The following is a 23,922-nucleotide window of genomic DNA, read 5'->3' as shown; positions in this document are numbered from 1 at the left end:
GAGCGAGAACGATCATGACAACGGTTCACCCGCGACGTCCGGCTCGGAGATACGGGCCGGACGAGGACCCGGCGGTCGCCGAGACCGCCGAACTCCTGGAGGCGCTCTCCGGCAGGAGGCCCGTCTCCGGCTCAGACGCCGCGGTCGCCCTGCTGGCGGCCCTGATCGACGACGTGGATCAGCGGTGTTCCTCGGTGTCGATCACGCCGTCCACGTAACCACGGGCGTATTCCCAGCTCACGTAGTCGGTGGGGTTGGGCTGGTAGGCGGGCTCGTGCACCTGGGGCTGGCCGTTCTCGATCATCTGGCGCAGGTTGCCGCGCAGCAGCTCCCAGTCGAAGTAGTGCTGTTCCCCGCATTCGGGGCAGTCGAGCACCAGGCCGAGCACGCCCTGAGGCTCCAGCAACGAGCGGAAGACCTCCACGTCGGCGAGGTCGGTCATGGCCTCGTCACGCTCGTCCGTCGTCAGCGGCTCGGGATCGTCGGGATCGCCCAGCGCCGCCGCCGGGTCGTCGGGGTCATCCGCGAACGGGTCGCGAGGGACATCGTCGAGCACGATCCCACCTTATGGCCTGGATGTGACAGACAGGTTCCGAACTGCACGAGTAGGACGCTCCGGGGCGGTACGGGCAGGTCAGAGGCCCGGCGGCACTTGAGGCACTAGACGAGCCAGCCGCGCCGGGAGGCCTCCACCCCCGCCTGGAACCGGGACTGCGCCCCCAGCTCGGCCATGGCGTCGGCGAACCTGGCGCGCACCGTGCGGACCGAGACGCCCAGCTGCCGGGCGATCATCTCGTCGGGGACGCCCTGACCGGCCAGCCGCAGCACCCGGACCACCCCGTCGTCGCGGTGGGTCCCGGGCAGGCGGGCCCCGCGGGCCCACAGCTCCTCGAAGAGCGAGCGCAGCGCGGCCACCACGACCGGAGCCCTGACCAGATGGAAGTTGTAGGCGTTCTCGGCGAGCGCGCCGCCCCACCGGGCGGGCATGCCCGCGGCGTCGTCCCCCGCGACGAGGAACCAGCTGGGCACCGCGTCGAGGGTGCGCACCTCGGCCCCCGCCTGCTCGAACTGGTCCAGCTTGTCGCGCAGGCCGGGGATCTCCAGGGCGTGGACCGGGATGATGACCCGGCAGGCGAGCAGGCCGGTGCGCTGGCCGCCGATCCACTGGTCGGCGTAGCGGTGCGCGAAGTCGCTCATCGTCCGCCGGTCGGGGATGCTCGACAGCAGTCTCAGCGGCGGGGCCTGGACCGCCATGCCGATCACGCTCTCGTAGAGCTCGTCGGCGCCTCCGACCAGGTCCACGGAGAACTGGCCGGTCTGGTAGTCGCGGCCGGCGTCGTACTGGTGGATGAAGCCGCGGATCGAGCCGAGCACGGTGTCGATCCGGCGGCTCTCGGCGGCCAGCCGGTCCAGCCTCTCCGCGATCAGATGGCCGAGGGCCGCGGCCGGGTGGCGGGCCAGGTATTCGCCCCCCTGCTCGTCGACCACGCCCAGCCGTACCAGGGTGGCCAGCTCGCGGCCGAGCTGCTCGGGCGAGCGGTTGGTGGCCTGGGCGAGCTCGGCGCAGGTGGCGCGGTGCAGGCGCAGGACCGCGTTGTACAGGGCCGTCTGGGCCGGCGTGAGCCCCAGGCTCTCCAGCGGGTCGGGCAGCGTGGGTGTGTCGGTACTCATCGGCGAGGGACTCCTGCAAGTGACACGAGGGTCTGGCGAGAATAACTCGGCGAATCGTCCCTGTCCGGGCGTTGCTCCTACTGGCATGCCACCGTGTGCAGCTTCGTGCAATTGCACGTTTGGACATTGCGAGACGAACGCATCGTGACGCACTCTTGACGCAGCGTCGGCGAAGGCGCGGATCACCCGCCAGCCGGATGCGGAGGGGGGTTCGGTTGGCGTCAAGGCATCTCCGCGCCGATGCCGGTGATCCGGGGGACCGAGCGGGTCACCGACCGCTCGGTCCCCCGCTTTTCCCGGGTCCTCCGGGGGCCCGTCCTTCCTCCGGGCCCCCCGGGGCCCGTCTCTCCCAGGGGCCTTTGCGCCCCGCCTTTTCCCCCGGGTCCCCCGGCTTTGGCGTCAGACTCTAAACTGTGATCCGGGGGTCGGCGCCTTTCCCCGTCATGAGAGCGCCGCGGCAGGAGGATCGCAGATGGCCAAGTTCACCGAGCCGGGGCTCACGTTCGACGACGTGTTGCTGGTTCCCGCGTATTCGGACCTGCAGCCGGGGCAGGCCGACACCACCACGCGGCTGTCGCGGGGCATCACCCTGCGGATCCCGCTGGTCTCCGCGGCGATGGACACGGTGACCGAGGCCCGCATGGCGGTGGCGATGGCACGCCAGGGCGGCATCGGCGTCCTGCACCGCAACCTGTCGATCGAGGACCAGGCCCAGCAGGCCGACCTCGTCAAGCGCTCCGAGGCCGGGATGGTCACCAACCCGGTCACCTGCTCCCCGGACGAGACGCTGGCCGACGTCGAGCGCCTCTGCGCGACGTACCGGATCTCCGGCGTCCCGGTGACCGACGAGACCGGCGTGCTCGTCGGCATCGTCACCAACCGCGACATGCGCTTCGAGACCGACGAGAACCGTCCGGTGCGCGAGGTCATGACCCCGATGCCGCTGGTCACCGCGCCGGTCGGGGTCTCCACCGACGACGCGTTCGCCCTGCTCAAGCAGAACAAGATCGAGAAGCTTCCGCTGGTCGACGCCGGAGGGCGGCTGCGCGGGCTCATCACCGTCAAGGACTTCACCAAGAGCGAGCAGTATCCCCTCGCCACCAAGGACGCCGACGGCCGGCTCGTCGTGGGGGCGGCCGTCGGCGTCGGCGGCGACGCGGAGAAGCGGGCGATCGCGCTGATCGAGGCCGGGGTCGACGTGATCGTGGTGGACGTCGCGCACGGCCACTCCAAAGGCCTCGCCGACATGATCGCCAAGATCAAGTCCAACAGCCGGGTCGACGTGATCGGCGGCAACATCGCCACCCGCGCGGGCGCCCAGATGCTGGTCGACGCCGGGGTCGACGCGGTCAAGGTCGGTGTCGGGCCCGGCTCCATCTGCACCACCCGCGTGGTCGCCGGTGTCGGCGCCCCGCAGGTGACGGCGATCCACGAGGCCTCGCTGGCCGCCGGTCCCGCCGGGGTCCCGGTGATCGGCGACGGCGGCCTGCAGTATTCGGGCGACATCGTCAAGGCCATCGCGGCCGGGGCCGACACGGTCATGCTCGGCTCCCTCCTGGCGGGCTGTGAGGAGTCCCCGGGTGAGCTGATCTTCATCAACGGCAAGCAGTTCAAGTCGTACCGGGGCATGGGCTCGCTCGGCGCGGTCCGCAACCGCGAGCGCGGCGGCGCCTCCTTCAGCAAGGACCGCTACGCCCAGGGCGACGTCGGCAACGAGGACAAGTTCATCCCCGAGGGCATCGAGGGGCAGGTCCCCTACCGCGGCCCGGTCGCCGCGGTGGCCCATCAGCTCATCGGCGGCCTGCGCCAGGGCATGTGGTACTCCGGGTGCCGTACGGTCGCCGACATGCACGTGCGGTGCGAGCTGATGCCGATCACGGCGGCCGGCCTCAAGGAGAGCCACCCGCACGACATCCAGATGACGGTCGAGGCTCCCAACTACCACGGTCGCTAGGGCGGCCCGCGCCGGGCGCGCGGGCGAACGTGGCGTGCGCCGTGCACGCACGGGACGCCGCGCGCACGGCCGTACCGCATGGAACGCGGCGTGCATGGCGCACGCATGGATCGCGGCGTGCGCTGTGCACGCACGGAACGGGAAAGACAGACATATGACTCAGGTGGAGATCGGCCGCGGCAAGAACGGCCGTCGTGCCTACGCGCTCGACGAGATCGGCATCGTTCCGTCCCGTCGCACCCGCGACCCGGAGGAGGTCTCGATCGCCTGGCAGATCGACGCCTACCGCTTCGAGCTGCCCGTCGTGGTGAGCCCGATGGACAGCGTGGTCTCGCCGAAGACCGCCATCGAGGTCGGCAGGCTCGGCGGTCTCGCCGTGCTCGACCTCGAAGGGCTGTGGACCCGGTACGACGACCCGATGCCGCTGCTGGAGGAGGTGGCCGAGCTTAAGGGCGAGCCCGCCACGAAGCGGCTGCAGGAGATCTACGACGCGCCGATCAAGGAGGAGCTGATCGGCCGCCGCATCGAGGAGATCCGCGCCGCCGGGGTGGCGACGGCCGTCCGGCTGTCCCCGCAGCGCACGGTCCAGTACCACAAGGCCGTCATCGACGCGGGCGTGGACATCTTCGTGATCCGCGGCACCACGGTCTCCGCCGAGCACGTCTCCGGCAGGGCCGAGCCGCTCAACCTCAAGCAGTTCATCTACGAGCTCGACGTCCCCGTGGTCGTCGGGGGGTGCGCCACCTACACCGCGGCGCTGCACCTGATGCGGACCGGCGCGGCCGGGGTGCTCGTCGGCTTCGGCGGCGGCGCCTCGCACACCACCCGCACGGTGCTGGGCGTGGTGGTGCCGATGGCCACCGCGATCTCCGACGTGGCCGCCGCCCGCCGCGACTACATGGACGAGTCCGGCGGCCGTTACGTCCACGTCATCGCCGACGGCGGCATGGGCACCTCCGGCGACATCGCCAAGGCGATCGCCGTGGGCGCGGACGCGGTCATGGTCGGCTCGCCGCTGGCGCGGGCCGTCGAGGCTCCCGGCCAGGGCTTCCACTGGGGCTCCGAGGCGCAGCACCCCGAGCTGCCCAGGGGCAAGCGGGTCGAGTTCGGCACGGTCGGCACGCTGGAGCAGATCCTGCACGGCCCCTCCTCGGTCGCCGACGGCTCGATGAACCTGATGGGCGCGCTCAGGCGCACGATGGCCACCGCCGGATACTCCGACCTCAAGGAGTTCCAGCGGGTCGAGGTCGTCGTGGCTCCGCAGATCGGCTGACATCTCGCGGGGCGGGGCGGAACCTCGTCCGGGCCGCCCTCCCGCGAGTCCGGGTGCTCGCCGTCTCCCGTGCCGCCGATAACCGAAATGACGCGCTTGAAGAAATCTGTGAGCATTCGTACGTGCCAACTGATCGGGAGCTCCGGGTCGCCCTCAAGGAGGGGCCCTTCCACGTCGCGCTACGCGCCGCGGTGGAGACCCGCGGGCTGACGCTGACCGGGCTTCGCCGGCACCTCGGCGAACGCGGCCTCCGGGTCGGGATGACGAGCCTGAGCTACTGGCAACAGGGGCTGCGCCGCCCTGAGCGCCCCGAGTCGCTGCGCGCCGTGCGCGCCCTGGAGGAGATCCTCGTCCTGCCGCCGCGCTCCCTCATGGCCCTTCTCGGCCCGCCCAGGCCGCGCGGGCGGGACGCGGGGAAGCTGCCCGTGGGCGCCCTGCCCTACTCCGCGATCATGGAGTCCTCCCAGACGCTGTCGGCGATGATCCACGATCTGAACGGGGTGGCCGACGACCGGCGCCTGCACATCGCCGGGATGTACGAGACGCTGCAGATCGGTCCCGACCGCAGCACCGTGCGGCGTGAGACGCTCCAGGTGGTGCAGGCGCACGAGGAGGCCACCGACCGCTACATCATGGTCTACCGGGGCGACCTGGGATGCGACGTGGAGCGCGTGCGCGTCCGGGCCCTGGAGGACTGCCGGGTCGGCCGGGTCCGCCGCGACGGGCCGACCGCCCTGGTCGTGGCGGAACTGTTGTTCGACCAGATGCTGCGGCCCGGCGAGACGCAGATCATCCGCTACGAGCTGGCCGACCCGAGCGGCGTGGAGACCGTCGAGTACGAGCGGGGCTTCCGGCACCCGGCCGGGCAGTACGTGCTCCGGGTGAACTTCGCGCCGGAAGCACTCCCGGTGCGCGTCCAGCGGTTCGCCCGGCAGGGCACCGGCACCGGGGAGGAGGATCTCGGCGAGCTCTCCCTCAACGCCCACAACGCCGTGCACCTGGTGGCCGGGTCGCTGGAACCCGGCCTGGTCGGCATCCGCTGGGACTGGTCCTGAGCCGCCCGGATCCAGGGGTTCAGCGGGGCTCGGTGATCCAGGCGCCGCCGCGCATGACGCCGGAGACCTCCAGGTCGTCGGTGAGCATCACCAGGTCGGCCCGCTTGCCGACCGAGACGGATCCCAGGCGGTCGGCGAGACCGAGCACCCGCGCCGGGGTCAGGGAGGCGATCTCGGACGCCTCGGCCAGTGACAGGCCCACCTCGCGCACGGCGCGCCGGAACGCGACGTCCATGGTCAGGGTGCTGCCCGCGATGGTGCCGCTCTCGGACAGCCGGGCCACCCCGTCCGCGACGTTCACCGTCATCGGGCCGAGCCCGTAGACGCCGTCGCCCATGCCCGCCGCCGCCATGGCGTCGGTGATCAGCGCGGTCCTGCCGGGACCCGCGACCTCGAAGGCCAGGCGCGTCATGGCCGGGTGCAGGTGCACGCCGTCGTTGATCAGCTCGACCGTGACGCGCTCGTCCTGGAGCAGCGCGGCGATCGGCCCGGGGTCGCGGTGGTGCAGCGGCGGCATCGCGTTGTAGAGGTGGGTCGCGACGCTGCCGCCCGCCTCGATGCCGGAGATCGTCTGCTCGTAGGTGGCGTCGCTGTGGCCGAGGGCGGCGATCACGCCGCCTGCCACCGCCTCCCGTACGGTGTCCAGCGCGCCGGGCAGCTCGGCGGCGATGGTGATCATCCGCACGTGGCCGCGTCCGGCCTTGAGCAGCGTTCTGAGCTCCCCGGGCGAGGGCTCGCGCAGCAGCGCCGGGTTGTGCGCCCCGCAGCGGGCGGCGGAGATGTAGGGGCCCTCGAAGTGGATCCCGGCCAGCAGCCCGTCCTCGCACAGGTCGGCGAGGGAGGAGGCGGCCCTGGCCAGGTCCTCGGGGGACGCGGTGACCAGGCTGGCCATGAGCGTGGTGGTGCCGTGGCGGGCGTGCAGGTCGACGGCCCGGCTCGCCTGGTCCGGGTCGCCTGTGGGGAAGGAACCGCCCGCCCCGCCGTGGTTGTGGATGTCGACGAAGCCCGGCACGACGTACCGGCCGCCGAGACCGAGCCCGGCGCCGGGGGCCGAGCCCTGGCCCACGTGGGTGATGCGGCCGTCTTCGATGGTGAGCCAGCCTTCGTGGACACCTTCGGGGGTCACGACGCGGGCGTCGGCGAGTGTGATGCTCATGCTCCCCATCCTCGCGGGTCCTCGGGAGAACCGGCTCCCGGCACTCCAGCGGTGACCGTCCGCTCCGGGGCGTGCGCGCCCGGTCACACGCCCCGGGCGGGGCCTGGAGGGCGTGGTGGCGCGTCACCGCCGCCGTTGCCTACCGGTCGGTAATGGTGCCTAGGGTAGATGGGTAGATACCTCACGTAAGGCGACAAGCCGCACCCCAGGGGGTTGCACATGACGGCGCGAATGGGCACCGGACGGCTCGGTCCTGCCGAGCGGTCCGCCGCACTGGCGCAGATGAGCGCCGAGGAACTCGACGTGGTGGTGATCGGAGGCGGGGTCGTCGGAGCGGGAGTCGCGCTGGACGCGGTGACCCGGGGCCTGTCCGTCGGGCTGCTGGAGGCGCGTGACTTCGCCTCGGGCACCTCGTCCAGGTCGTCCAAGCTGATCCACGGCGGCCTGCGCTATCTGGAACAGCTCAACTTCGAGCTGGTCAGGGAGGCGCTCCAGGAGCGGGCCCTGCTGCTGCAGCGGATCGCCCCGCACCTGGTGCGGCCGGTGCCGTTCCTGTTTCCGCTGACGCATGTCGGCTGGGAGCGGCCCTACGTCGGCGCGGGTCTGGTGCTGTACGACACGATGGGCTTCTCCACCGGGCTCGCCCGGGGCGTGCCGGGCCACAGGCACCTGTCGCGTACGAGGGCGCTGCGGCTCGCACCCGCGCTGCGCAGGACGGCGTTCTCCGGCGCGGTGCAGTACTGGGACGCCCAGGTCGACGACGCCCGCCATGTGATGACGACGCTGCGGACGGCGGCCATGTACGGGGCCAACGTCGCCTCGCGGGCGCAGGTGGTGGGTTTCCTGCGCGAGGGGGAGCGGGTCACCGGCGTCCGGGTGCGCGACCTGGAGGGCGGCAGGGAGCTCGAGGTGCGGGCCCGCCAGGTGGTCAACGCCACCGGGGTGTGGACGGACGACATCCAGGAGATGGTCGGCGGGCGCGGGCAGATCCACGTGCGCGCCTCCAAGGGGATCCATCTGGTGGTGCCGCGCGACCGGATCCACTCGCTCACCGGGATCATCCTGCGCACCGAGAAGTCGGTGCTGTTCGTCATCCCCTGGGGCCGTCACTGGATCATCGGCACCACCGACACCGCGTGGAAGCTGGACCGGGCCCATCCGGCGGCGTCGCGGTCGGACATCGACTACGTCCTCGACCATGTGAACGAGGTGCTCTCGGTCCCGCTCACCCGCGAGGACGTCGAGGGCGTCTACGCCGGGCTGCGCCCGCTGCTGTCGGGGGAGTCGGAGGAGACGTCCAAGCTCTCCCGCGAGCACGTGGTGGCCCATCCCGTCCCGGGCCTGGTCATGGTGGCCGGCGGAAAATACACGACATATCGTGTTATGGCGAAGGATGCGGTCGACGCCGTGGCGCACGGCCTTGACCAGCGGGTCCCGCCCTCCTGCACCGACCGGGTCCCGCTGGTCGGAGCCGAGGGCTACCAGGCGATGTGGAACTCCCGGCAGCGGCTGGCCCAGTCCTCCGGGCTGCACGTGGCCAGGATCGAGCACCTGCTCCAGCGGTACGGGTCGATGATCGACGAGGTGCTGGCGCTGATCGAGCGGGACCCGTCGCTGGCCAAGCCGCTGACGGGGGCCGACGACTACCTCCGGGCGGAGGTGGTCTACGCGGCGACCCACGAGGGCGCCCGGCACGTGAACGACGTGCTGACCCGGCGTACGCACATCTCGATCGAGACTTTCCACCGGGGTGTGGGCGTGGTCGAGGAGACGGCCCAGCTGCTCGCCGAGCCGCTGGGCTGGGACGCCGAGCAGATCAAGCGCGAGGTGGAGTACTACACCAAGCGCGTCGAGTCCGAGCGCCTCTCCCAGGAGCAGGACACCGACCAGGAGGCCGACGCCATCCGCCTGGGCGCCCCGGAGATCGTGCCGGTGGCCAGTCCCGAGACGAACCCGGTTTAGCCCTTCCCGAGCCGGAACGCCCCGGAAGCTGAACGCGCCAGAAACCGGAAGGCCCCGGAACGGAAAGGTCCCCGGGCCCCGAGAGACTCGGGACCCGGGGACTCCTCCGGAGGGACTGACGGGCTCCGGAGGGGTCGGGCGGGTGTCCGGAGGGCCTGCCGGCCCCTCGGGAGAGGCCGGCAGGAGATTCCGGGAGGACTAGCGGGTGAAGGCCTGGAACTCGGCCGCGCGCAGGTGGTCCCTGGCGGGGCTGGCGGTGGCGCAGTCGGTGGCGGAGTTGGGGTCGGCGTCCTGCTCGCCGGCGTAGACCGGGTTGCCGGTGCACTGGGTGGAGACGGCCCGCAGGGTCAGGTGGGTCGCGGTGGTCGTGGGGATCTTGAAGGACTCGATGAGCAGGTCGGCGCCGCGAGGACGCGGCCGGCGCGTCTCGAAGGCGTTGGACGGGCTGGTGTAGACGACCGAGAAGGACGCGGGCGAGGAGCAGTCCTTCTTGGTGGCGTCGCAGGCCAGGACCTCGAAGGCGCGCAGGGCGCTGAAGCGGTTCTGGGTGCCGGGGTCGGCCGGGTCGGTGGGGGCGGGGGGCCTGAGCATGGCGCTGACCTGCACGCGGCGGATCTTCTCCGGCTTGGTCCCGGCCAGGTCCACGGTGACGGACCTGCCCTTGACCGGGCCGGTGAGCGAGGCCCAGTTCGTGGCCTCCGTCTCGTCGATCAGCTTGGCCTGGTTGACGCCGTCGCCGGTCGCGGTGGCGCCCAGCGCCGCCGAGGCGAGGTTCTTCGGCACCGCGAGCGGCAGCGGCAGCTTCAGTCCGGGCAGCACCGCGAACTTCACCCGGGTGTGCCCGAACCCGTTGCCCGCGACCACGAAGTCGTAGATCCCCGGGGTCATCTCGACGGTGTCGCCGAGCTCGGTCGCCGGGTCGGTGTCGGCCACCGGCACGACGCGGCCCTCGTAGTCGCCGACGTACAGCCGGAGCGCGGCGTCCTTGGCCTCGAGCAGCGGCTTGAGCTGGATCTTCCCGTTCTTGCCGGCCGGGTCGACGAAGCTCGGCGTCGGGTCGGGGTCGTTGGCCCCGGCGCTCGCCGCGCCCTCGCCGAGGCCGTGCTCGGCGAACGCGCGCCACATGATGGCCTGGTTCGCGCCGCCGAAGCGGATGGCGTCGGCCGCGAGCAGCGCGTCGCGGTGGTCGACGTAGCTGACCGCGCCGGAGGCCATCAGCAGCAGCGCGTCGAAGGAGACCTGCGCCCAGCGGCGGTTGCCGGGGCACTCCCCGAGCGGGGTCTTGCCGTCGGCGCACGCCTTCTGCTTGGCCGGGGTGCCCTGGCCGTACTTCTGGACGAAGGCCTTGCGCACGTCGTACTGGGTCGCCGACCAGATCTCACCGTCGGCGTGCACCTGCTGGCCGACGATGTCGTACGCGATGTCGCTGTAGTTCAGCGGGGAGTTGGACATGTCGTAGTTGCGGATGCCCGCCTTCTTGTCGCCGGTGACGTAGCCGCCGGTGACGTACGGGGTGTCGCCCGCGGGGCGGAAGCCGTACTCGGAGAGGTACTCCATCGCGAACAGGTCGGAGGTGCTCTCGTTCATCGCCCCGGCCTGGGCGCCGCTCCACCCGGCGTTCGGGCCGCCGATCATGCGGCCGGAGATCGCGTGGGTGTACTCGTGCCCGATCACCGACATGTCGTAGTCGCCGTCCACGCAGGGCGAGTAGAACGCGCCCGCGATCGGCTGCCACATGTACATGTTGGTGATGGGCGCGATCCCGTCGGGGCCGGTGATCTGGTTGGCGTTGTCGCGCACGCTGAGCACCCGGGCGCCCGCCTGGGCGTTGCCCTGCTCGGGGTCGCCGCCGAGGCCGCCGCGCTCGCCGTTGTCGTTCTGCATGTTCCAGGCGGTCTCGGTGAAGCCGAGCCGGTAGGACCAGTCGTGCATGCGGTTGTGCATGACGTGCAGGTTGGAGATGGCGGCTTCGAGGTCGGCCTCGCCTGGCTGGTCGAGGACGGCCGGGTCGCACTTGGCCGTGTACCACTTGTTGGTCCACGGGTAGACGTACTCGCGGTTCGGCGTGGCCACGTTGCTGCGCGTGCCGACGGAGAACGCGTCGCCGCTGGCGCGGTTCTCCACGGTCTTGGCGGCGTTGCCGACACTCGTGTTCGTCGGGGTGTCCGTGGCGTGGTCGACGTCCCACGCCTTGCCGGTGGCCGGGTCGGCCCCGACCAGGTCGCAGCCCGGTCCGGCCGTGGCGCACCACGTCGCGCGGGTGTCGGTGGAGGAGTAGTCGGCCGGGGGGTTGGCCGGGAAGGCCTCCCAGCGGGGGTCGTCCGGCGCGCTGTGGTGGTCCACCAGGTTCTCGCGGGTGAGGATCTCGCCGCTGACCGCGTCCACGTGCGTCGTGTACGCGGCGGGCTCGCCCTCGCCGCCGCCGATCAGGGTGATCTGGAACGCGTTGTGCGTCCCGTCGGGCGCGGGTACCGCCGTGGCGGTGGCCTTCTTGACGGTGGCCGTGGCCAGGTCGATCCCGCCGTCCCTGGCCGCGATCTCCAGCGCCTGCTGCTCGGTGAGCCTGGCGGCGGGAGGCGCCTCGGAGGAGCGCGAGAGGGTCGAGGTGACGTGGAGGACCTTGCCGCCCTTCACGCCGACCACGACCTGACCGTCCACGCCCGCGGGCAGGCCGCCGAACTTCTGCCGCAGGAGTACGGCGTACCCGTCGCCGATGGGGTTGGCGGCGATCTTCTCCAGCGCGTCCACGGCCTCGCCGGAGAGGCCGAAGAGGCTCTCGTTCGCCTTGAGGTAGGCCCGCGCGGCCCGCTCGGGGTCGGCGTCCAGGCCCTCGGCGAGGGGGGCGGAGCCGGTGACGACGGCCGGGGTGCCGAGAGCGTTCCACCGGATCGTCGCGGCGCTCGCCGTCGCCGACCTGGAGAGGGAGGTGGGGGGTGCGACGCTGCCGCGCCGGTTGTCCAGGTCGGGCTTGGCGCCGTGTTCGGCCTGGAAGTCGTGGACCTTGGGGGGCCGGCCGCCGGGTTCGCCCTGGGCGACCCCCGGCAGGGGAATGACGAGCGCCGCGGTGGCGGCGGCGATGACGGTAACGCGTGACCAGGGTTTGGTCGACACCGATCCTCCTGCGAAAGATGGCCGTCGCCGGCCATGCACACGCGGATCACGTGTGTTGCGCAAGAGGTAACACCGATTCAAGTGTCATGACAAGATCTTGTAAAGGTGTATATGTCAGTGTTATAGGGCGGTCTGGACCGTGTTGTAGGGCGGTCTGGACCGTGCAAACAGCTGCGCCCCCGGCGGTCGGGCCGGGGGCGCGGGCTCTGGGGTTCGCCAGGTCGCGAGGGGATCAGGAGAGCGAGGGGGTCAGGAGAAGGGGATCCAGGCCTGGTCGGACAGGTCCTTCATGTCGCTGACCTTGAGGCCAAGGTCGGAGACCGTCCACAGGCTGTCGCCGATGACGACCGAGCGGCGGATGCCCGGGTCGTACGAGGCCACTCGGGTGTTCTCCGCGGGCTTGGGCCTGGGGTGGCTGACCGTGCCGGTCCTGGTGACCGCGGAATCATCGATCTTGAGGACCAGGGCGGTCCCGTTGCTCTGCTCGGTCCCCGTCCACGAGCTCACCGGGATGACCGCCATCCCCGTCTTGGCCCAGTACAGGAAGGCATGCGGGTCCCACTCTGCCTCCGAGCCGGAGTCCTTCTGGAACATCTGGGACAGGCGGCGGGGGTTGGCCGGGTCGCCGACGTCGAACAGCGAGACCTGGGTGCCGAGCGTGCGGCCCTGCTCGCTGGCCTCCTGGCCCACGCCGATCAGCCGCCCGTCGCCCGCCGGGTGCAGGTACGCCGAGTAGCCGGTGATCTTCAGTTCGCCCGTCTTCCTCGGTGCCGCCGGGTCGCGCAGGTCGAGCGTGTAGAGCGGGTCCACCTGCCTGAACGTCACCACGTAGCCGACGGGACCGATGAAGCGGACCGAGTAGATCCGCTCGCCCTGTCCGAGCCCGCCGACCTCGCCGGTCTTGGCCAGGGTGTCGGCGTCGAGCACGTAGACGGCGCTGGAGGTGTCCGGCGCGGCTTCCGGGGAGCCGGTCGAGGCGTCCCGCGCGGCGGTCGAGGTGGTGGCGACCCGCAGGTGCCCCTCGTGCTCCGACAGGGAGTACTGGTTGAGCAGCCTGCCGGAGACCTTGCCCGAGGCGACGTAGCGGGGTGCCCCGGCCGCGGTGATGTCGAACCGGTGGATCTCGGTCTCCTCCGGCGGCGGCTCCGGGGCCGCCGTCGCGGTCGGTGTCGCGGTCGGCGTCGGGGTGGTGGACGGTTCGGGGAGGAGGGTCGGGGCGGGCTCGGCGGCCGGTGTCGCAGGGGCGTCCTCGACGATCACCCGGTCCACCGGGCGGGGCCACCACCAGTGCGGGTTGCTGGCCACGTACAGGCTGGTGCCCGTCCCGTAGACGGTGTCGCCGTCGGCCGCGACGCCGATCGGGGCCGTCTCGGCGAGCGCCTGCGACAGGTCGAGGCTGTGCACGGTCAGCATCGACGTCCCGCTGTACTCCGCGGGGTGGCTGACCTGCCCGCAGTCGACCTTGCGGTCCGAGGTCGTGCCGTCCGCGGACGTCAGCTCGTACTTCGGCAGCCACGCCTCGATCGGAGCCCTGGCGATGATCTCCGCGTTGCGCCGGGTGCGCTCGCCGTCCGACAGGCCGGGCCCGGCGTCGGGGAACTCGATCCGCGGCTGGCTGCGGACCACGATCCGCACGGTCGAGCCGACCATCCTGGCGTCCACGTGGGCGCCTTCGGGGGTGAGCGCGCCGATCACCTTCGGCTTCCCCGACAGGTCGACGAGGACGTAGCGCGGTCCCGGGCTCGCCGCGTGCTTGGCCGTCGCGCCGTACGGGATGATCCCGCCGCCGGAGAACAGCACCAGCGCCCGGTCGCCGCTGACCAGCAGGTCGGCCGGGGCCCACGCCTGCTCGGCGTCCACGAGCCTGAGCGTGCCGGTGACCTTCCTGGTCGCGGTGTCCACCACCCGCAGCACGCCGCGGTTCACGGTGATCATCCGATCGCCGTCGGTCTTCACCAGGTCGGGCTCGTCGACCCCGGCCTCGTGCGTGTTCGTGGTGGAGTGCTCGGGCGCACCGGACGCGCGCTTGGCGGAGGCGTCCGACTGCGTCTCCGCGTACATGACGACCGGGCCGCCGATGCCCCAGGGACCGACGTTCCTCGCCGTCGCCGCGCGCAGGCCGGCCAGCATGTCGTCGCAGCCGCTGTAGGAGACGAGCTTGACGTTCCCCAGATCGACCGGCGCCGTCGTACGGCCCGCGGCGGTCCTCGTCTCCGTCGGGGTGCACGCCGTGGCGAGCAGGGCGGCGGCGAGGGCGACCGCGCCGGCCGTACGAATCGATGTCCTCATGCCCCTACGACGGATCGGGAGGACGTGTGGTTCAACACCTCGCTACCCGCCGGTAGCCACGGCACGCCTCCCACGATTACGCTGCGAACATGGCCGTTCCCCCTGAAATGACACGGGCCGAGATGACAAGGGCTCTCGCTCCCCGCATGATCGAACGCGTCGTGCGGCACGTGACCTCCGACGGCAAGACGCGGGAGATCACGGCGCCGTTCACCGGCGAGGTCCTCGCCGAGATGCCCGTCTCCACCGCCGATGACGTCCGCTCCGCCCATGCCGTGGCGCGGGAGGCACAGCGGGCGTGGGCGGCCCGGCCCGCGCGGGAGCGTGCCGAGCCCTTCCTGCGGCTGCACGACGCCATCCTCGACCGCCGCGAGGAGATCCTCGACGTGGTCCAGTGGGAGACCGGCAAGGCCCGCAGGCACGCCTTCGAGGAGGTCCTCGACGTCGCCGGCTGCACCCTCTACCACGCGCGGTGGGCCCCCGGCCTGCTGGAGCCGAGGAGGCGCGCCGGGATCCTGCCCGTCGCCACCAGGACGGTCGAGACCCGCCAGCCCCGGGGGACGGTGGCCCTGATCTCGCCGTGGAACTACCCCCTCTCGCTCGGCGTCACCGACGCCGTTCCCGCGCTGCTCGCCGGCAACGCCGTGGTCCACAAGCCCGACACCCAGACCGCGCTGTCCACGCTGTGGACGATCGACCTGCTGGTCTCCCTCGGCATGCCCAGGGAGATCTGGCAGGTCGTCCTCGGCGACCCCGCGGAGGTGGGCGAGGCGCTGCTCGACGGCGCCGACTACGTGGCGTTCACCGGCTCCACCCGGGCCGGCCGGAAGATCGCCGAGGAGGCGGCCCGGCGGCTGATCGGCTGCTCGCTGGAGCTCGGCGGCAAGAACCCGATGCTCGTGCTCGACGACGCCGACCTGGACGCGGCGACCCAGGGCGCGCTGCGCGCCTGCTTCACCAACGCCGGGCAGCTGTGCCTGTCCGTCGAGCGGCTCTACGTCCACGACTCCGTGCACGACGCCTTCCTGGAGCGGTTCGTCCGGCAGGTCGGGAACATGAGGCTCGGCGCCGGGCTCGACTGGAACGTGCAGATGGGCTCGCTCTCCTCCCCGCGGCAGCTGGAGGCGGTCGCCGCCCACGTGGACGACGCCGTCGCGAAGGGCGCCCGGGTCCTCGCCGGGGGGCGGGCCCGCCCCGACCTCGGCCCGCTGTTCTACGAGCCCACCGTCCTGGCCGACGTCGACGAGAGCATGGACATGTGCCGGGCCGAGACCTTCGGCCCCGTCGTCGCGATCTACCGCTTCGGCGACGACGACGAGGCGGTCGAGCGGGCCAACGACACCGCGTACGGCCTCAACGCCTCCGTGTGGACCCGCGACGTGCCGCGCGGGCGGGCGCTGGCCTCCCGGATCAGGGCGGGCTCGGTCAACATCAACGAGGGGTACGGCTCCGCCTACGCCTCCTACGACGCGCCCATGGGCGGCATGAAGTCCTCGGGCCTCGGCCGCCGCCACGGGGCTGAGGGGCTGCTGAAGTACACCGAGGGGCAGACCGTCTCCAGCCAGGCGTCCTGGCTGGGCTTCGAGCCGATCCTCGGCATGGCGTACGAGAAGTACGCCGACACCCTCGCGACCGCCTTCAAGGTCATGAAGACGCTCCACCTGAAGTGAGGGGCTCCGGTGACTTCGACGGCCGCCGGGAGGCCGTCGAAGTCACCGGGGCCGCCGTGATCGACGGGGTCGTCGTGCGAAGGGAGCCGCCGTGTTCGACTACGACGTGCTGGTGATCGGATCGGGGTTCGGCGGGAGCGTCTCGGCGCTGCGGCTGACGGAGAAGGGCTACCGGGTCGCCGTCCTGGAGGCCGGGCGCCGCTTCGACGAGACCACGCTCCCCAGGACCTCCTGGCGGGTCCGCGACTTCCTGTGGGCCCCGGCGCTGGGCCTGAAGGGCATCCAGCGCATTCACGTGCTCAGGGGCGAGAAGGGCACCGGCGTGATGGTCCTGGCTGGCGCCGGGGTCGGCGGGGGCTCCCTGGTCTACGCCAACACCCTCTACGAGCCGCCGGACGCGTTCTTCCAGGACGCCCAGTGGTCGTCCATCACCGACTGGAAGGCCGAGCTGGCCCTGTACTACGACCAGGCCTCGCGCATGCTGGGCGTGACGCTCAACCCGACGGTCACCCCGGCCGACGAGGTGGTGCGCGCGGTCGCCGAGCGGATGGGCGTGGGCGACACCTTCCACCTGGCGCCGGTCGGCGTCTTCTTCGGCACCCCGGGAGTGGAGGTGGACGACCCCTACTTCGGCGGCGCGGGGCCGCGCCGCAGGGGCTGCACCGAGTGCGGCGAGTGCATGACGGGCTGCCGCCACGGGGCCAAGAACATGCTGATCAAGAACTACCTCTACCTGGCGGAGAGGGCCGGGGCCAGGGTCCTCCCCGAGACCACGGTCACCTCGGTCGTCCCGGTGGACGGCGGCTACCGGGTCGAGGCGCGCGGGACGGGCACGCCCTGGCGCCGCCGCGCGCTCACCGCCGAGCACGTGGTCTTCGCGGCGGGGACGTACGGCACCCAGCGCCTGCTGCACCGGCTCAAGGCCGCGGGCACGCTGCCCCGGCTCTCCGACCGCCTGGGCACCCTCACCAGGACCAACTCCGAGGCGCTGCTCGGGTTCGAGCGCCTGTCGGTCGAGGGGGAGAAGCTCAACCGGGGGGTGGCGATCACCTCCTCGATCCACCCCGACGCCCGCACGCACATCGAGCCGGTCCGCTACGGAGACGGTTCCAACGCGATGGGCATGCTCCGCACCCTGCTCATCGACGGCGGCGGCGCCCCGCGCTGGCTGAAGTTCCTCGGTGAGGCCCTGCGCGCGCCCCACCGGGTGGCGAGGCTGTTCAACCACCGCCGGTGGTCAGAGCGCGGCATCATCGCGCTGGTCATGCAGGCGAAGGACAACTCGATCACCCTGTCCGCGCGCAGGGGGCCGTTCGGCCCGAGGCTGCGCTCGGAGCGGGGCCACGGCGAGCCCAACCCCACCTGGCTGCCCGCCGGTCACGAGTTCGTCCGGCACGCGGCCGAGGAGGTCGGCGGCATCCCCGGCGGCTCCTGGCTCGACCTGTTCGACATCCCGGCCACCGCCCACTTCCTGGGCGGATGCGTCATCGGCGCCGATCGCGACACCGGGGTGATCGACCCCTACCACCGCGTCCACGGCCACGAGGGCCTGCACGTCGTCGACGGCTCCGCGGTCTCCGCCAACCCGGGCGTCAACCCCTCCCTCACCATCACCGCCCAGGCCGAGCGGGCGATGGCACTGTGGCCCAACCGGGGCGAGCCGGACCCGCGCCCCGCCCCGGGCTCCCCGTACGCACGCCTCGCGCCCGTCGCCCCCAAGAACCCCGCCGTCCCGGCCGCCGCTCCCGGGGCCCTGCGGCTGCCCATCGTGGAGATCACCTGACGGGAGGCGCCGGGTTCCGCCGTGGGGTCGATTACGGCGAGGTCGCCGCTCTTTCGACGGGCGTCGTGCTGTCCGGGACGGTAGGGGGCACACCGGCCCGGTCCTCGCCTTCGCTCCCCATGGCCGGGGATCCTTCACCGCTGCCGTCAATGTCCGGATGCCCGACCGGCGCGGCGGCCGAATATGTCCTGAGATCTCATATCGCTACAAACCTCATACCACCAGGCCAGGCTCCAGAGGACATGGTAATCCTATGCTGGCATCTGTTGAGAGAGCGTCATAGGCTGTTACGTGCAGGTTCTGTGCACCAAGATGTAGATGACGGTGCGGAAAGCCCTGTCTCGGTAGGAGGTCTACGGTGCTTATCCGTTTCCGGCTGGCCAACCACCGGTCCATCCGCAATGAGTATGAGCTGTCTCTAATCGCAACTGAGTTCGATGAGAGTGCAGGACGCAGGACTGGCCTCAAACACCGGGGACGAGATGTTTCAGCGCAACCCGTAGCGGGTGTGTTCGGAGCCAACGCGTCGGGGAAGTCGAACCTGCTCAGCGGTTTCCAGCTCATGCGCGACGCGGTGCGAGACTCTTTCGCCGACTGGGCCAAGACGCCGGAGGTGGTTCCCCGGCAGCCCTTCAAGCTCGATCCCGCCTCTCGCGAGGAGACGACCCTGTTCGAGGTGGATCTTGCCCTGGGGAGGGATCCCGTCCGCTACACCTATGGTTTCGAGCTGTCGGATGAGCGGGTGGAGGCGGAGTGGCTTCACTCATACCCGCATGGCCGCCGCAACGTCTGGTTCGACCGGGAGGCGGGCCGTCCTGAGTCGGAGGGAGGGGAGTTCGTCTTCAGGGGAGAGGGCTTCAGGGGAGAACGGGATCCGCTGGTCAGGTTGACCCGCCCCAACGCCCTGTTCCTGTCCGTCGGTGCGACCCTCAACGATCCCCAGCTGTCGGCGGTGCACAGGTGGTTCCTCAACAACCTGTGGCTGGTGACACCGGGCAGAGATCTCAATGCCCGAGTGGACTGGACCAAGCGGCTCCTCATGCGCTCGGATCAGGAGGAGAGCTACCACCAGCGGATCACGCGGTTGCTGCAGTCGGCCGATTTGGGGGTCACCCGCCTTGATACGGACCCTGAGACCGGCGAGATCAGATTGTGGCATCGCACACCGAATGGTGGAGAGACGGCGTTGGACTTTCGCACGGAAGAGTCCCTGGGCACCCATGCCTGGTTCGCCTTTCTCGGGCCCATGCTCACCGTGCTGGATCAGGGATCGGTCCTGCTGGTGGACGAGCTGGATTCGAGCCTGCACCCCACGCTCGCGGCCGAGGTCGTACGGGTCTTCCAGGACCCCGCGTCCAACCCGCGCGGCGCACAACTGATCTTCACGACGCATGACGCGACCTTGCTGGGCAGCGAGGTGCTCGACAGGCCGCTCAACCGTGATCAGGTGTGGATCACGGTGAAGCAACGCTCAGGAGAGACCGAGCTGTACCCGCTGACAGAGGCCAAGCCACGTAAGGAGGAGAACCTGGAACGCGGTTACCTACGTGGCCGCTACGGCGGAGTGCCTCGGGTCACCGCCGGAAAAATCGTCCGTGAACTGTCCAGGCAAGAGGCGAAGGCGACGGCGTGAGCAAGCGGGCGGGGAAAGAGCGGGAACCGGGAAGGCGGAGAAGACGCGGGAGTCTGGAAGACGAGCGTCCGCTGGCTCCGAGACTCGGCTCGCATTCGCGTGAGGTACGGGTGCTGTACGTGGCCTGCGAGGGCGAATCCACCGAACCGGACTACCTGGACTACCTGAACGACCAGTTCGGGGACGGCGGAGGTCAGGGTCGGCAATCGTTCCGAATCCAGCTCGTCCCCCGCAGGGATGGAAGGACGCCTTCGGGGATCGTCGAAGCCGTACGGAAAGTCGCGGGTGAGGATGAGGCATGGGCGCTCTTCGACCGTGATCGGTGGAATGACATCCCACAGGCGGTCAAGGCCGCCGCCGAGTCCAGGGTCGAGCTCGCGTTCTCGCACCCGTCGTTCGACCTGTGGTTACTGCTGCACTTCCAGATGTTCGGAGGGGCGCAGAGTGGCAGCGGCAAGATCGTGGTTGAGAAGCTGCGGCAGGCCAGGGGCGCGGACGCCTTCAAGGACTATGGCAGGAAGGGGGAGAAGAGCATCAAGGGCGCCCGGCGCGATGCCCTGAAAGGACGGGAGGGCAAGGCGGTGGCGCATGCCCGAAGTCTGGTGGCCTCCTGCGCTCAGGGGTTCTGCGAGCCCGATCGTGCGAAGATCGGGCCAGTCGACCTCAAGGCCGAACCGGAGTCTCCTCAAGCGTGGGCGGCCCGTTCCGGACATGCCCTGGAGTGTCAGGTCCTCCAGCGCGATCCGTCCACCGACGTGTGGCGGCTGTTGGCCACGCTGGGTATCGACGGGCGGAAACCCGGCAAAGGCGCGCCGGCGGAGACGGAGACGGCTCCCCTCATTGTTGATTTGTCGTGAACTCGACCAGGATCCCAGTGTGCCGCCGCCCCCGGGGCCCTGCGGCTGCCCATCGTGGGAATCACCTGAGGGGGTGGCGGGTCAAGGGCTGCGCGGCATGACTGGGTTCCGACCATAGGGCTGGCAACCGGATGTCAGCCGTACCCTCGCTCTCACTCAACGGGACACAAGGGCCGCACAGGTCAGCGCCGATGGCCGATGGCGACGGCCAGCGTCTGCACACCGGCTACCCGAGGATGTTGGTCGATCAGGGTCACCGCCATCGCACGGATGCTGGGCCGAGCGCGGACTTCGTCGGCCGATTGCCGGAAGGCGTTCAACAGGGCCACCGTTGTTTGTTCGGGTTTGCCCCATTGCCACCATGCTCGTGCCAGGTCGGTGTACAGGCGTCCGCGTCGTTCGGGGGTGGATAGATGGCTGGGATGCACGTCGCGCCCGGCGTGCAGGGCTGCTCCAGCGTCGCCTAGGGACCAGTGCACGCCGATCTCGTACAGGCTGACGTGCGCGGGGTTGATACTGAAGGGCTGGTCGGCAATCGCCCGCTTGGGAAGCCGGGTGGTGACGTGCGCGGCTTGTTTGATCATTTCTAGGGCGCGGTCTCGGTCTCCTGCTTGTGCGGCGTTGTAGGCACAGGTGCACAGCATTTGGGCGTAGGCGGCGGTGTGGGCGGGCGTGCCAAGTCCTGTGGCCTCCAAGCGGTGGGTGGCCCGCAGAGTGAGCTGGTCGGCGATTTTCTGGCGGCCTTCGTGGCGTAGCACGATGCCCAGGGAGCGCGCCGAGGCGGCCATGCTGATCGGGGAGCCGGACAGACCCGCGAACACGCTGGCGCGGTCTGCGGTGATCCTGCTCGCCTCATATCTCCCGATCTTGTCCAGGGTCTCGGTCGCCAGGTCGTAGCAGGCGGCCGCCTGAGCGCAAGCATCCGCTCTCCGGTTATCGGCCGCTTCGTGGGCCAGGGCCAGAAGGTCGGGCAGATCAGCGACAAGCCGGGCCAGATCGCCGCTGTCGAAGCGGCTTCGCGCCCAGGCCAGACGGGAGGCAATCCGCTCAGGCAGGGGAGGACCGGAGGATGCGGGCGGGACGGCCAGCGCGTCATCGAGTCTGGATAGCAGATGAGCAGGGACAGCGAGTCCGGCGGCGGACAGCAGAGTGCGGCGGCGCATCAAGTCTTCTTTCGCGGGCTGACCCATCGTTTCAGCCACCGTAACCGGATTGATCAGCGCGCTAAGGATATGACTAGGTACCCCAGCTGCGTGGGCGACGCGGCGCAGCACCTGAAGGTCGATCCCCGCACGCCGACCTGTCTCCAGCCGGGAGATCGTCGATGCCGAGTAGCCCGAGGCTTTCCCCAGGTCGGCTTGTTTCCAGCTCCGTAGCTGCCGCGCGAACCTGATGACACCGCCGACGTCATGGGCGGCGATCAGTGCTCGCAGCTGTGGCGACTGCCATTGATCATCATCGTGCGTACTTCGTTGCCCGCTCATCGCGACTCCCGGTCACGACATCATTCCCCTCGGTCACCATACGCTCGCCGATCCTCTTCAGGAGGGTGGATATGCAGATCCTGCACGTGGCGTGCGCACCTGGCACATGCGCTGGTGAGGAGACAGGTGCCGAGGCTTCTCTGATGGCAGGAAGACCCGAATGAAAACGGGGCCCGTCACGGCATCGCACGCCAGGACGGGCCCCTTGACCGGACTCTGGAGGTCCGATCCGATGCACAACCCTAGAGGAAACCCCAGGCCGATCCGGGTTCGTTGGCACGCCGACCAACCGCCGATGCCGCTCGGTTGCCGCTGGTGCGGGCATCCCCCGTACGCCCACGAGGCCACGAGCCTGCCGCACCGGATCCACCACGACTGGCAGCAGCCCACCGCCGCGCAGGTTCGCGCCCGGATGGCCGCGCGCAGGCGTCTCGGTCTGTGCGGTCGGTCCCAGGCGGTGGCCACATCGACGAGACCGGTCCTCCGGCCCGAACCTCCGACCTCCCCTCCGCCGCCGCACACCGAACCTCGTACGGCTCGTCCTCCGCTGAGGCCCGCCTTCCCGCCCAACTCGCCCGGGCGGCACCGGCGACAGGACCAGCTCGTGACAACGGCGGCTTTTCCCCACCGGCACGGATGGCCGCCGAACCCCGCAGGTTCGCGTCCGGTGAGCACGAGCTCCACCACGCCGGCGGTGACGGTATGAGTGGACGGGAAGGCCGGGAGCGGCCGACCGGGCGGCACCGGCGGGGCGCACTCGTCTCTCCGGCCGCTCCCCGGCGCTGGGACGCGGACAGCGTGGCCCGCGCTCGGCAGCTCGACCTGCTCGAACCCGCCTGGGCCGTCTGGTACGGCCCGGCCACCCGGCGCTTCCATGCCGTCGCCCTCTGGTCCGCACCTCAACCCTTGATCGTGTACGCGGGCACCGTCGAAGAGCTCCGCGACCTGATGCGCGAGGCCGAGCATCTCCGGCCGGCGCACGAGACCCGACCCACCGCGTCACCACCCTCACGGACGCGGGAGAGCGAACACACCTCATCGGCACTCCGAGGAGCCACGATGCCCGACATCCCGGACGACCCCCGAACCGCTTGCTGGGACGTGCCCCACGACCCCTCGGCGATCGCCAAGATCCGCGCCCTGGTGGACGATACCCTCACCGCCTGGACGTTGGCGTACCTCGCTGACGACGTGGTCCTCGTGGCCGGGGAGCTCCTGGCCAACGCCGTCGTCCACGGCGACGCCCCGGCGACCCTCTCCCTGCGGGCCGGAGCCGATGAATTCCGTCTGGAGGTGACCGACCGCGGGCCGGGGCAGCCCCGGCACCTCCGTCTCGACACCGACGCCCTGCACGGTCGTGGCCTGACCATCGTCGAGGCCCTCGCCCACGAATCCGGCGTCACCCCACTCCCCGATCATCCCGGCAAAACCGTCTGGGCCCGCTGGTGGCTTCTTCCTGGAACGACTTCTCGGCCGTCGTCCTGAGCCCGGGAGCCGGACACGAATCAGCCGGTGGGCCGCTGGACGGGCTGGGTCTCGGTCCGGTAGATGAGGGTCGTCTCGACGTGCACGATCTCGGGACGGATCAGAAACTTCTCCAGCAGCAGGCGGTGCAGGCGGTCGGCGTCGGCGACCGCCACGTGGACCAGGAAGTCCTGTGGGCCGGCCACGTGGAACAGGGCGATGGTCTCCGGCAGGCCCAGGACGAAGGCCCGCAGCGGGTCGACGAGCTGGCTGGTGTGCGGCCGGACCCGCAGGGCGAGCAGCGCCTGCAGGGGACGGCCCAGCGTCGCCGGGTCCACCTCGGCGCGGAAGGCACCGATCACCCCGCGCCTCCGCAGGGAGCGCACCCGCTCCAGCGCCGTGGAGGGGGCGACGCCCACCCGTTCGGCCAGGTCCTTGTTGGGGAGTCGCGCATCCTTCTGCAGCTCGGCCAGAATTCGCCGGTCCACCGAATCCAGTTCGACGCTCACCGGGTTCACCTCCGTCCAATTCGGCTCGCCTGGCGAGCTGTCGTGAATTCG

The 23,922-nt window shown here is 70.7% G+C and carries 17 protein-coding genes; 10 read left to right on the top strand and 7 right to left on the bottom strand.

Features of this window, described 5'->3' with window-relative positions:
• Nucleotides 1–14 precede the first annotated feature (14 nt).
• Nucleotides 15–218: a hypothetical protein gene (locus tag ACTOQ2_RS12165; RefSeq protein ID WP_440082849.1), complete on the top strand. Its 204-nt coding sequence runs from the start codon at nt 15–17 to the stop codon at nt 216–218.
• On the opposite strand, the gene ACTOQ2_RS12160 is transcribed toward ACTOQ2_RS12165, so the two are convergent.
• Complete coding sequence (locus tag ACTOQ2_RS12160) at nt 179–556, bottom strand: DUF5319 family protein (RefSeq protein ID WP_326635634.1); 378 nt, start codon at nt 554–556, stop codon at nt 179–181. The genes ACTOQ2_RS12165 and ACTOQ2_RS12160 overlap by 40 nt on opposite strands.
• Before the next feature lie 104 nt (nt 557–660).
• Complete coding sequence (locus tag ACTOQ2_RS12155) at nt 661–1,671, bottom strand: LuxR C-terminal-related transcriptional regulator (RefSeq protein ID WP_440099736.1); 1,011 nt, start codon at nt 1,669–1,671, stop codon at nt 661–663.
• A gap of 472 nt (nt 1,672–2,143) precedes the next feature.
• On the opposite strand from ACTOQ2_RS12155, the gene guaB reads away from it, so the two are divergent.
• From guaB to ACTOQ2_RS12140, 3 genes are all read left to right on the top strand, one after another.
• Nucleotides 2,144–3,625 carry an IMP dehydrogenase gene (guaB, locus tag ACTOQ2_RS12150; protein WP_440071003.1) on the top strand — a complete coding sequence of 494 codons (1,482 nt, stop codon included), beginning with the start codon at nt 2,144–2,146 and terminating at the stop codon, nt 3,623–3,625.
• A 154-nt stretch (nt 3,626–3,779) separates the two neighbouring features.
• Nucleotides 3,780–4,898: a GuaB3 family IMP dehydrogenase-related protein gene (locus ACTOQ2_RS12145; RefSeq protein WP_440071004.1), complete on the top strand. Its 1,119-nt coding sequence runs from the start codon at nt 3,780–3,782 to the stop codon at nt 4,896–4,898.
• A 122-nt stretch (nt 4,899–5,020) separates the two neighbouring features.
• Complete coding sequence (locus tag ACTOQ2_RS12140) at nt 5,021–5,953, top strand: hypothetical protein (protein WP_440099735.1); 933 nt, start codon at nt 5,021–5,023, stop codon at nt 5,951–5,953.
• A 19-nt stretch (nt 5,954–5,972) separates the two neighbouring features.
• Here the strand turns inward: ACTOQ2_RS12140 and nagA are convergent, their stop codons facing one another.
• Nucleotides 5,973–7,109: an N-acetylglucosamine-6-phosphate deacetylase gene (gene nagA, locus ACTOQ2_RS12135; RefSeq protein WP_440099734.1), complete on the bottom strand. Its 1,137-nt coding sequence runs from the start codon at nt 7,107–7,109 to the stop codon at nt 5,973–5,975.
• A 219-nt stretch (nt 7,110–7,328) separates the two neighbouring features.
• Between nagA and ACTOQ2_RS12130 the strand changes: the two genes are divergently transcribed.
• Nucleotides 7,329–9,071: a glycerol-3-phosphate dehydrogenase/oxidase gene (locus ACTOQ2_RS12130; protein WP_440099733.1), complete on the top strand. Its 1,743-nt coding sequence runs from the start codon at nt 7,329–7,331 to the stop codon at nt 9,069–9,071.
• Between the two features lie 198 nt (nt 9,072–9,269).
• On the opposite strand, the gene ACTOQ2_RS12125 is transcribed toward ACTOQ2_RS12130, so the two are convergent.
• Together ACTOQ2_RS12125 and ACTOQ2_RS12120 are read right to left on the bottom strand one after the other, a co-directional pair.
• The gene (locus ACTOQ2_RS12125; RefSeq protein WP_440099732.1) at nt 9,270–12,182 is read right to left on the bottom strand and encodes a M36 family metallopeptidase; all 2,913 of its coding nucleotides are present in this window, start codon (nt 12,180–12,182) and stop codon (nt 9,270–9,272) included.
• 249 nt (nt 12,183–12,431) lie between these two features.
• On the bottom strand, nt 12,432–14,471 hold the full coding sequence (locus ACTOQ2_RS12120) for a beta-propeller domain-containing protein (RefSeq protein WP_440099731.1): 2,040 nt from the start codon (nt 14,469–14,471) through the stop codon (nt 12,432–12,434).
• A gap of 146 nt (nt 14,472–14,617) precedes the next feature.
• On the opposite strand from ACTOQ2_RS12120, the gene ACTOQ2_RS12115 reads away from it, so the two are divergent.
• From ACTOQ2_RS12115 to ACTOQ2_RS12100, 4 genes are all read left to right on the top strand, one after another.
• A complete protein-coding gene (locus ACTOQ2_RS12115; protein WP_440099730.1) occupies nt 14,618–16,141 on the top strand; it encodes a succinic semialdehyde dehydrogenase in 1,524 nt (507 codons plus the stop codon).
• Nucleotides 16,142–16,232: 91 nt separating this feature from the next.
• On the top strand, nt 16,233–17,924 hold the full coding sequence (locus tag ACTOQ2_RS12110) for a GMC oxidoreductase (protein ID WP_440099729.1): 1,692 nt from the start codon (nt 16,233–16,235) through the stop codon (nt 17,922–17,924).
• Nucleotides 17,925–18,282: 358 nt separating this feature from the next.
• Entirely contained in the window at nt 18,283–19,557 is a 1,275-nt protein-coding gene (locus tag ACTOQ2_RS12105; protein WP_440071012.1) for an AAA family ATPase, read from the top strand.
• Between the two features lie 110 nt (nt 19,558–19,667).
• Nucleotides 19,668–20,414 carry an RloB family protein gene (locus ACTOQ2_RS12100; RefSeq protein WP_440099728.1) on the top strand — a complete coding sequence of 249 codons (747 nt, stop codon included), beginning with the start codon at nt 19,668–19,670 and terminating at the stop codon, nt 20,412–20,414.
• Nucleotides 20,415–20,596: 182 nt separating this feature from the next.
• Here ACTOQ2_RS12100 and ACTOQ2_RS12095 read toward each other — a convergent pair whose 3' ends face one another.
• Nucleotides 20,597–21,898 carry a helix-turn-helix domain-containing protein gene (locus tag ACTOQ2_RS12095; protein WP_440099727.1) on the bottom strand — a complete coding sequence of 434 codons (1,302 nt, stop codon included), beginning with the start codon at nt 21,896–21,898 and terminating at the stop codon, nt 20,597–20,599.
• Between the two features lie 702 nt (nt 21,899–22,600).
• On the opposite strand from ACTOQ2_RS12095, the gene ACTOQ2_RS12090 reads away from it, so the two are divergent.
• Entirely contained in the window at nt 22,601–23,383 is a 783-nt protein-coding gene (locus ACTOQ2_RS12090) for an ATP-binding protein (protein WP_440099726.1), read from the top strand.
• A 20-nt stretch (nt 23,384–23,403) separates the two neighbouring features.
• Here the strand turns inward: ACTOQ2_RS12090 and ACTOQ2_RS12085 are convergent, their stop codons facing one another.
• Nucleotides 23,404–23,871 carry an Lrp/AsnC family transcriptional regulator gene (locus ACTOQ2_RS12085; protein ID WP_362839792.1) on the bottom strand — a complete coding sequence of 156 codons (468 nt, stop codon included), beginning with the start codon at nt 23,869–23,871 and terminating at the stop codon, nt 23,404–23,406.
• Between the last annotated feature and the right edge of the window lie 51 nt (nt 23,872–23,922).

It is taken from the genome of Streptosporangium sp. H16, from assembly GCF_051918855.1.
In the GTDB taxonomy this organism is placed as follows: domain Bacteria; phylum Actinomycetota; class Actinomycetes; order Streptosporangiales; family Streptosporangiaceae; genus Streptosporangium.
The sequence above is the reverse complement of the archived record's forward strand: the minus strand, read 5'-3'. Positions and strand labels throughout refer to the sequence as shown.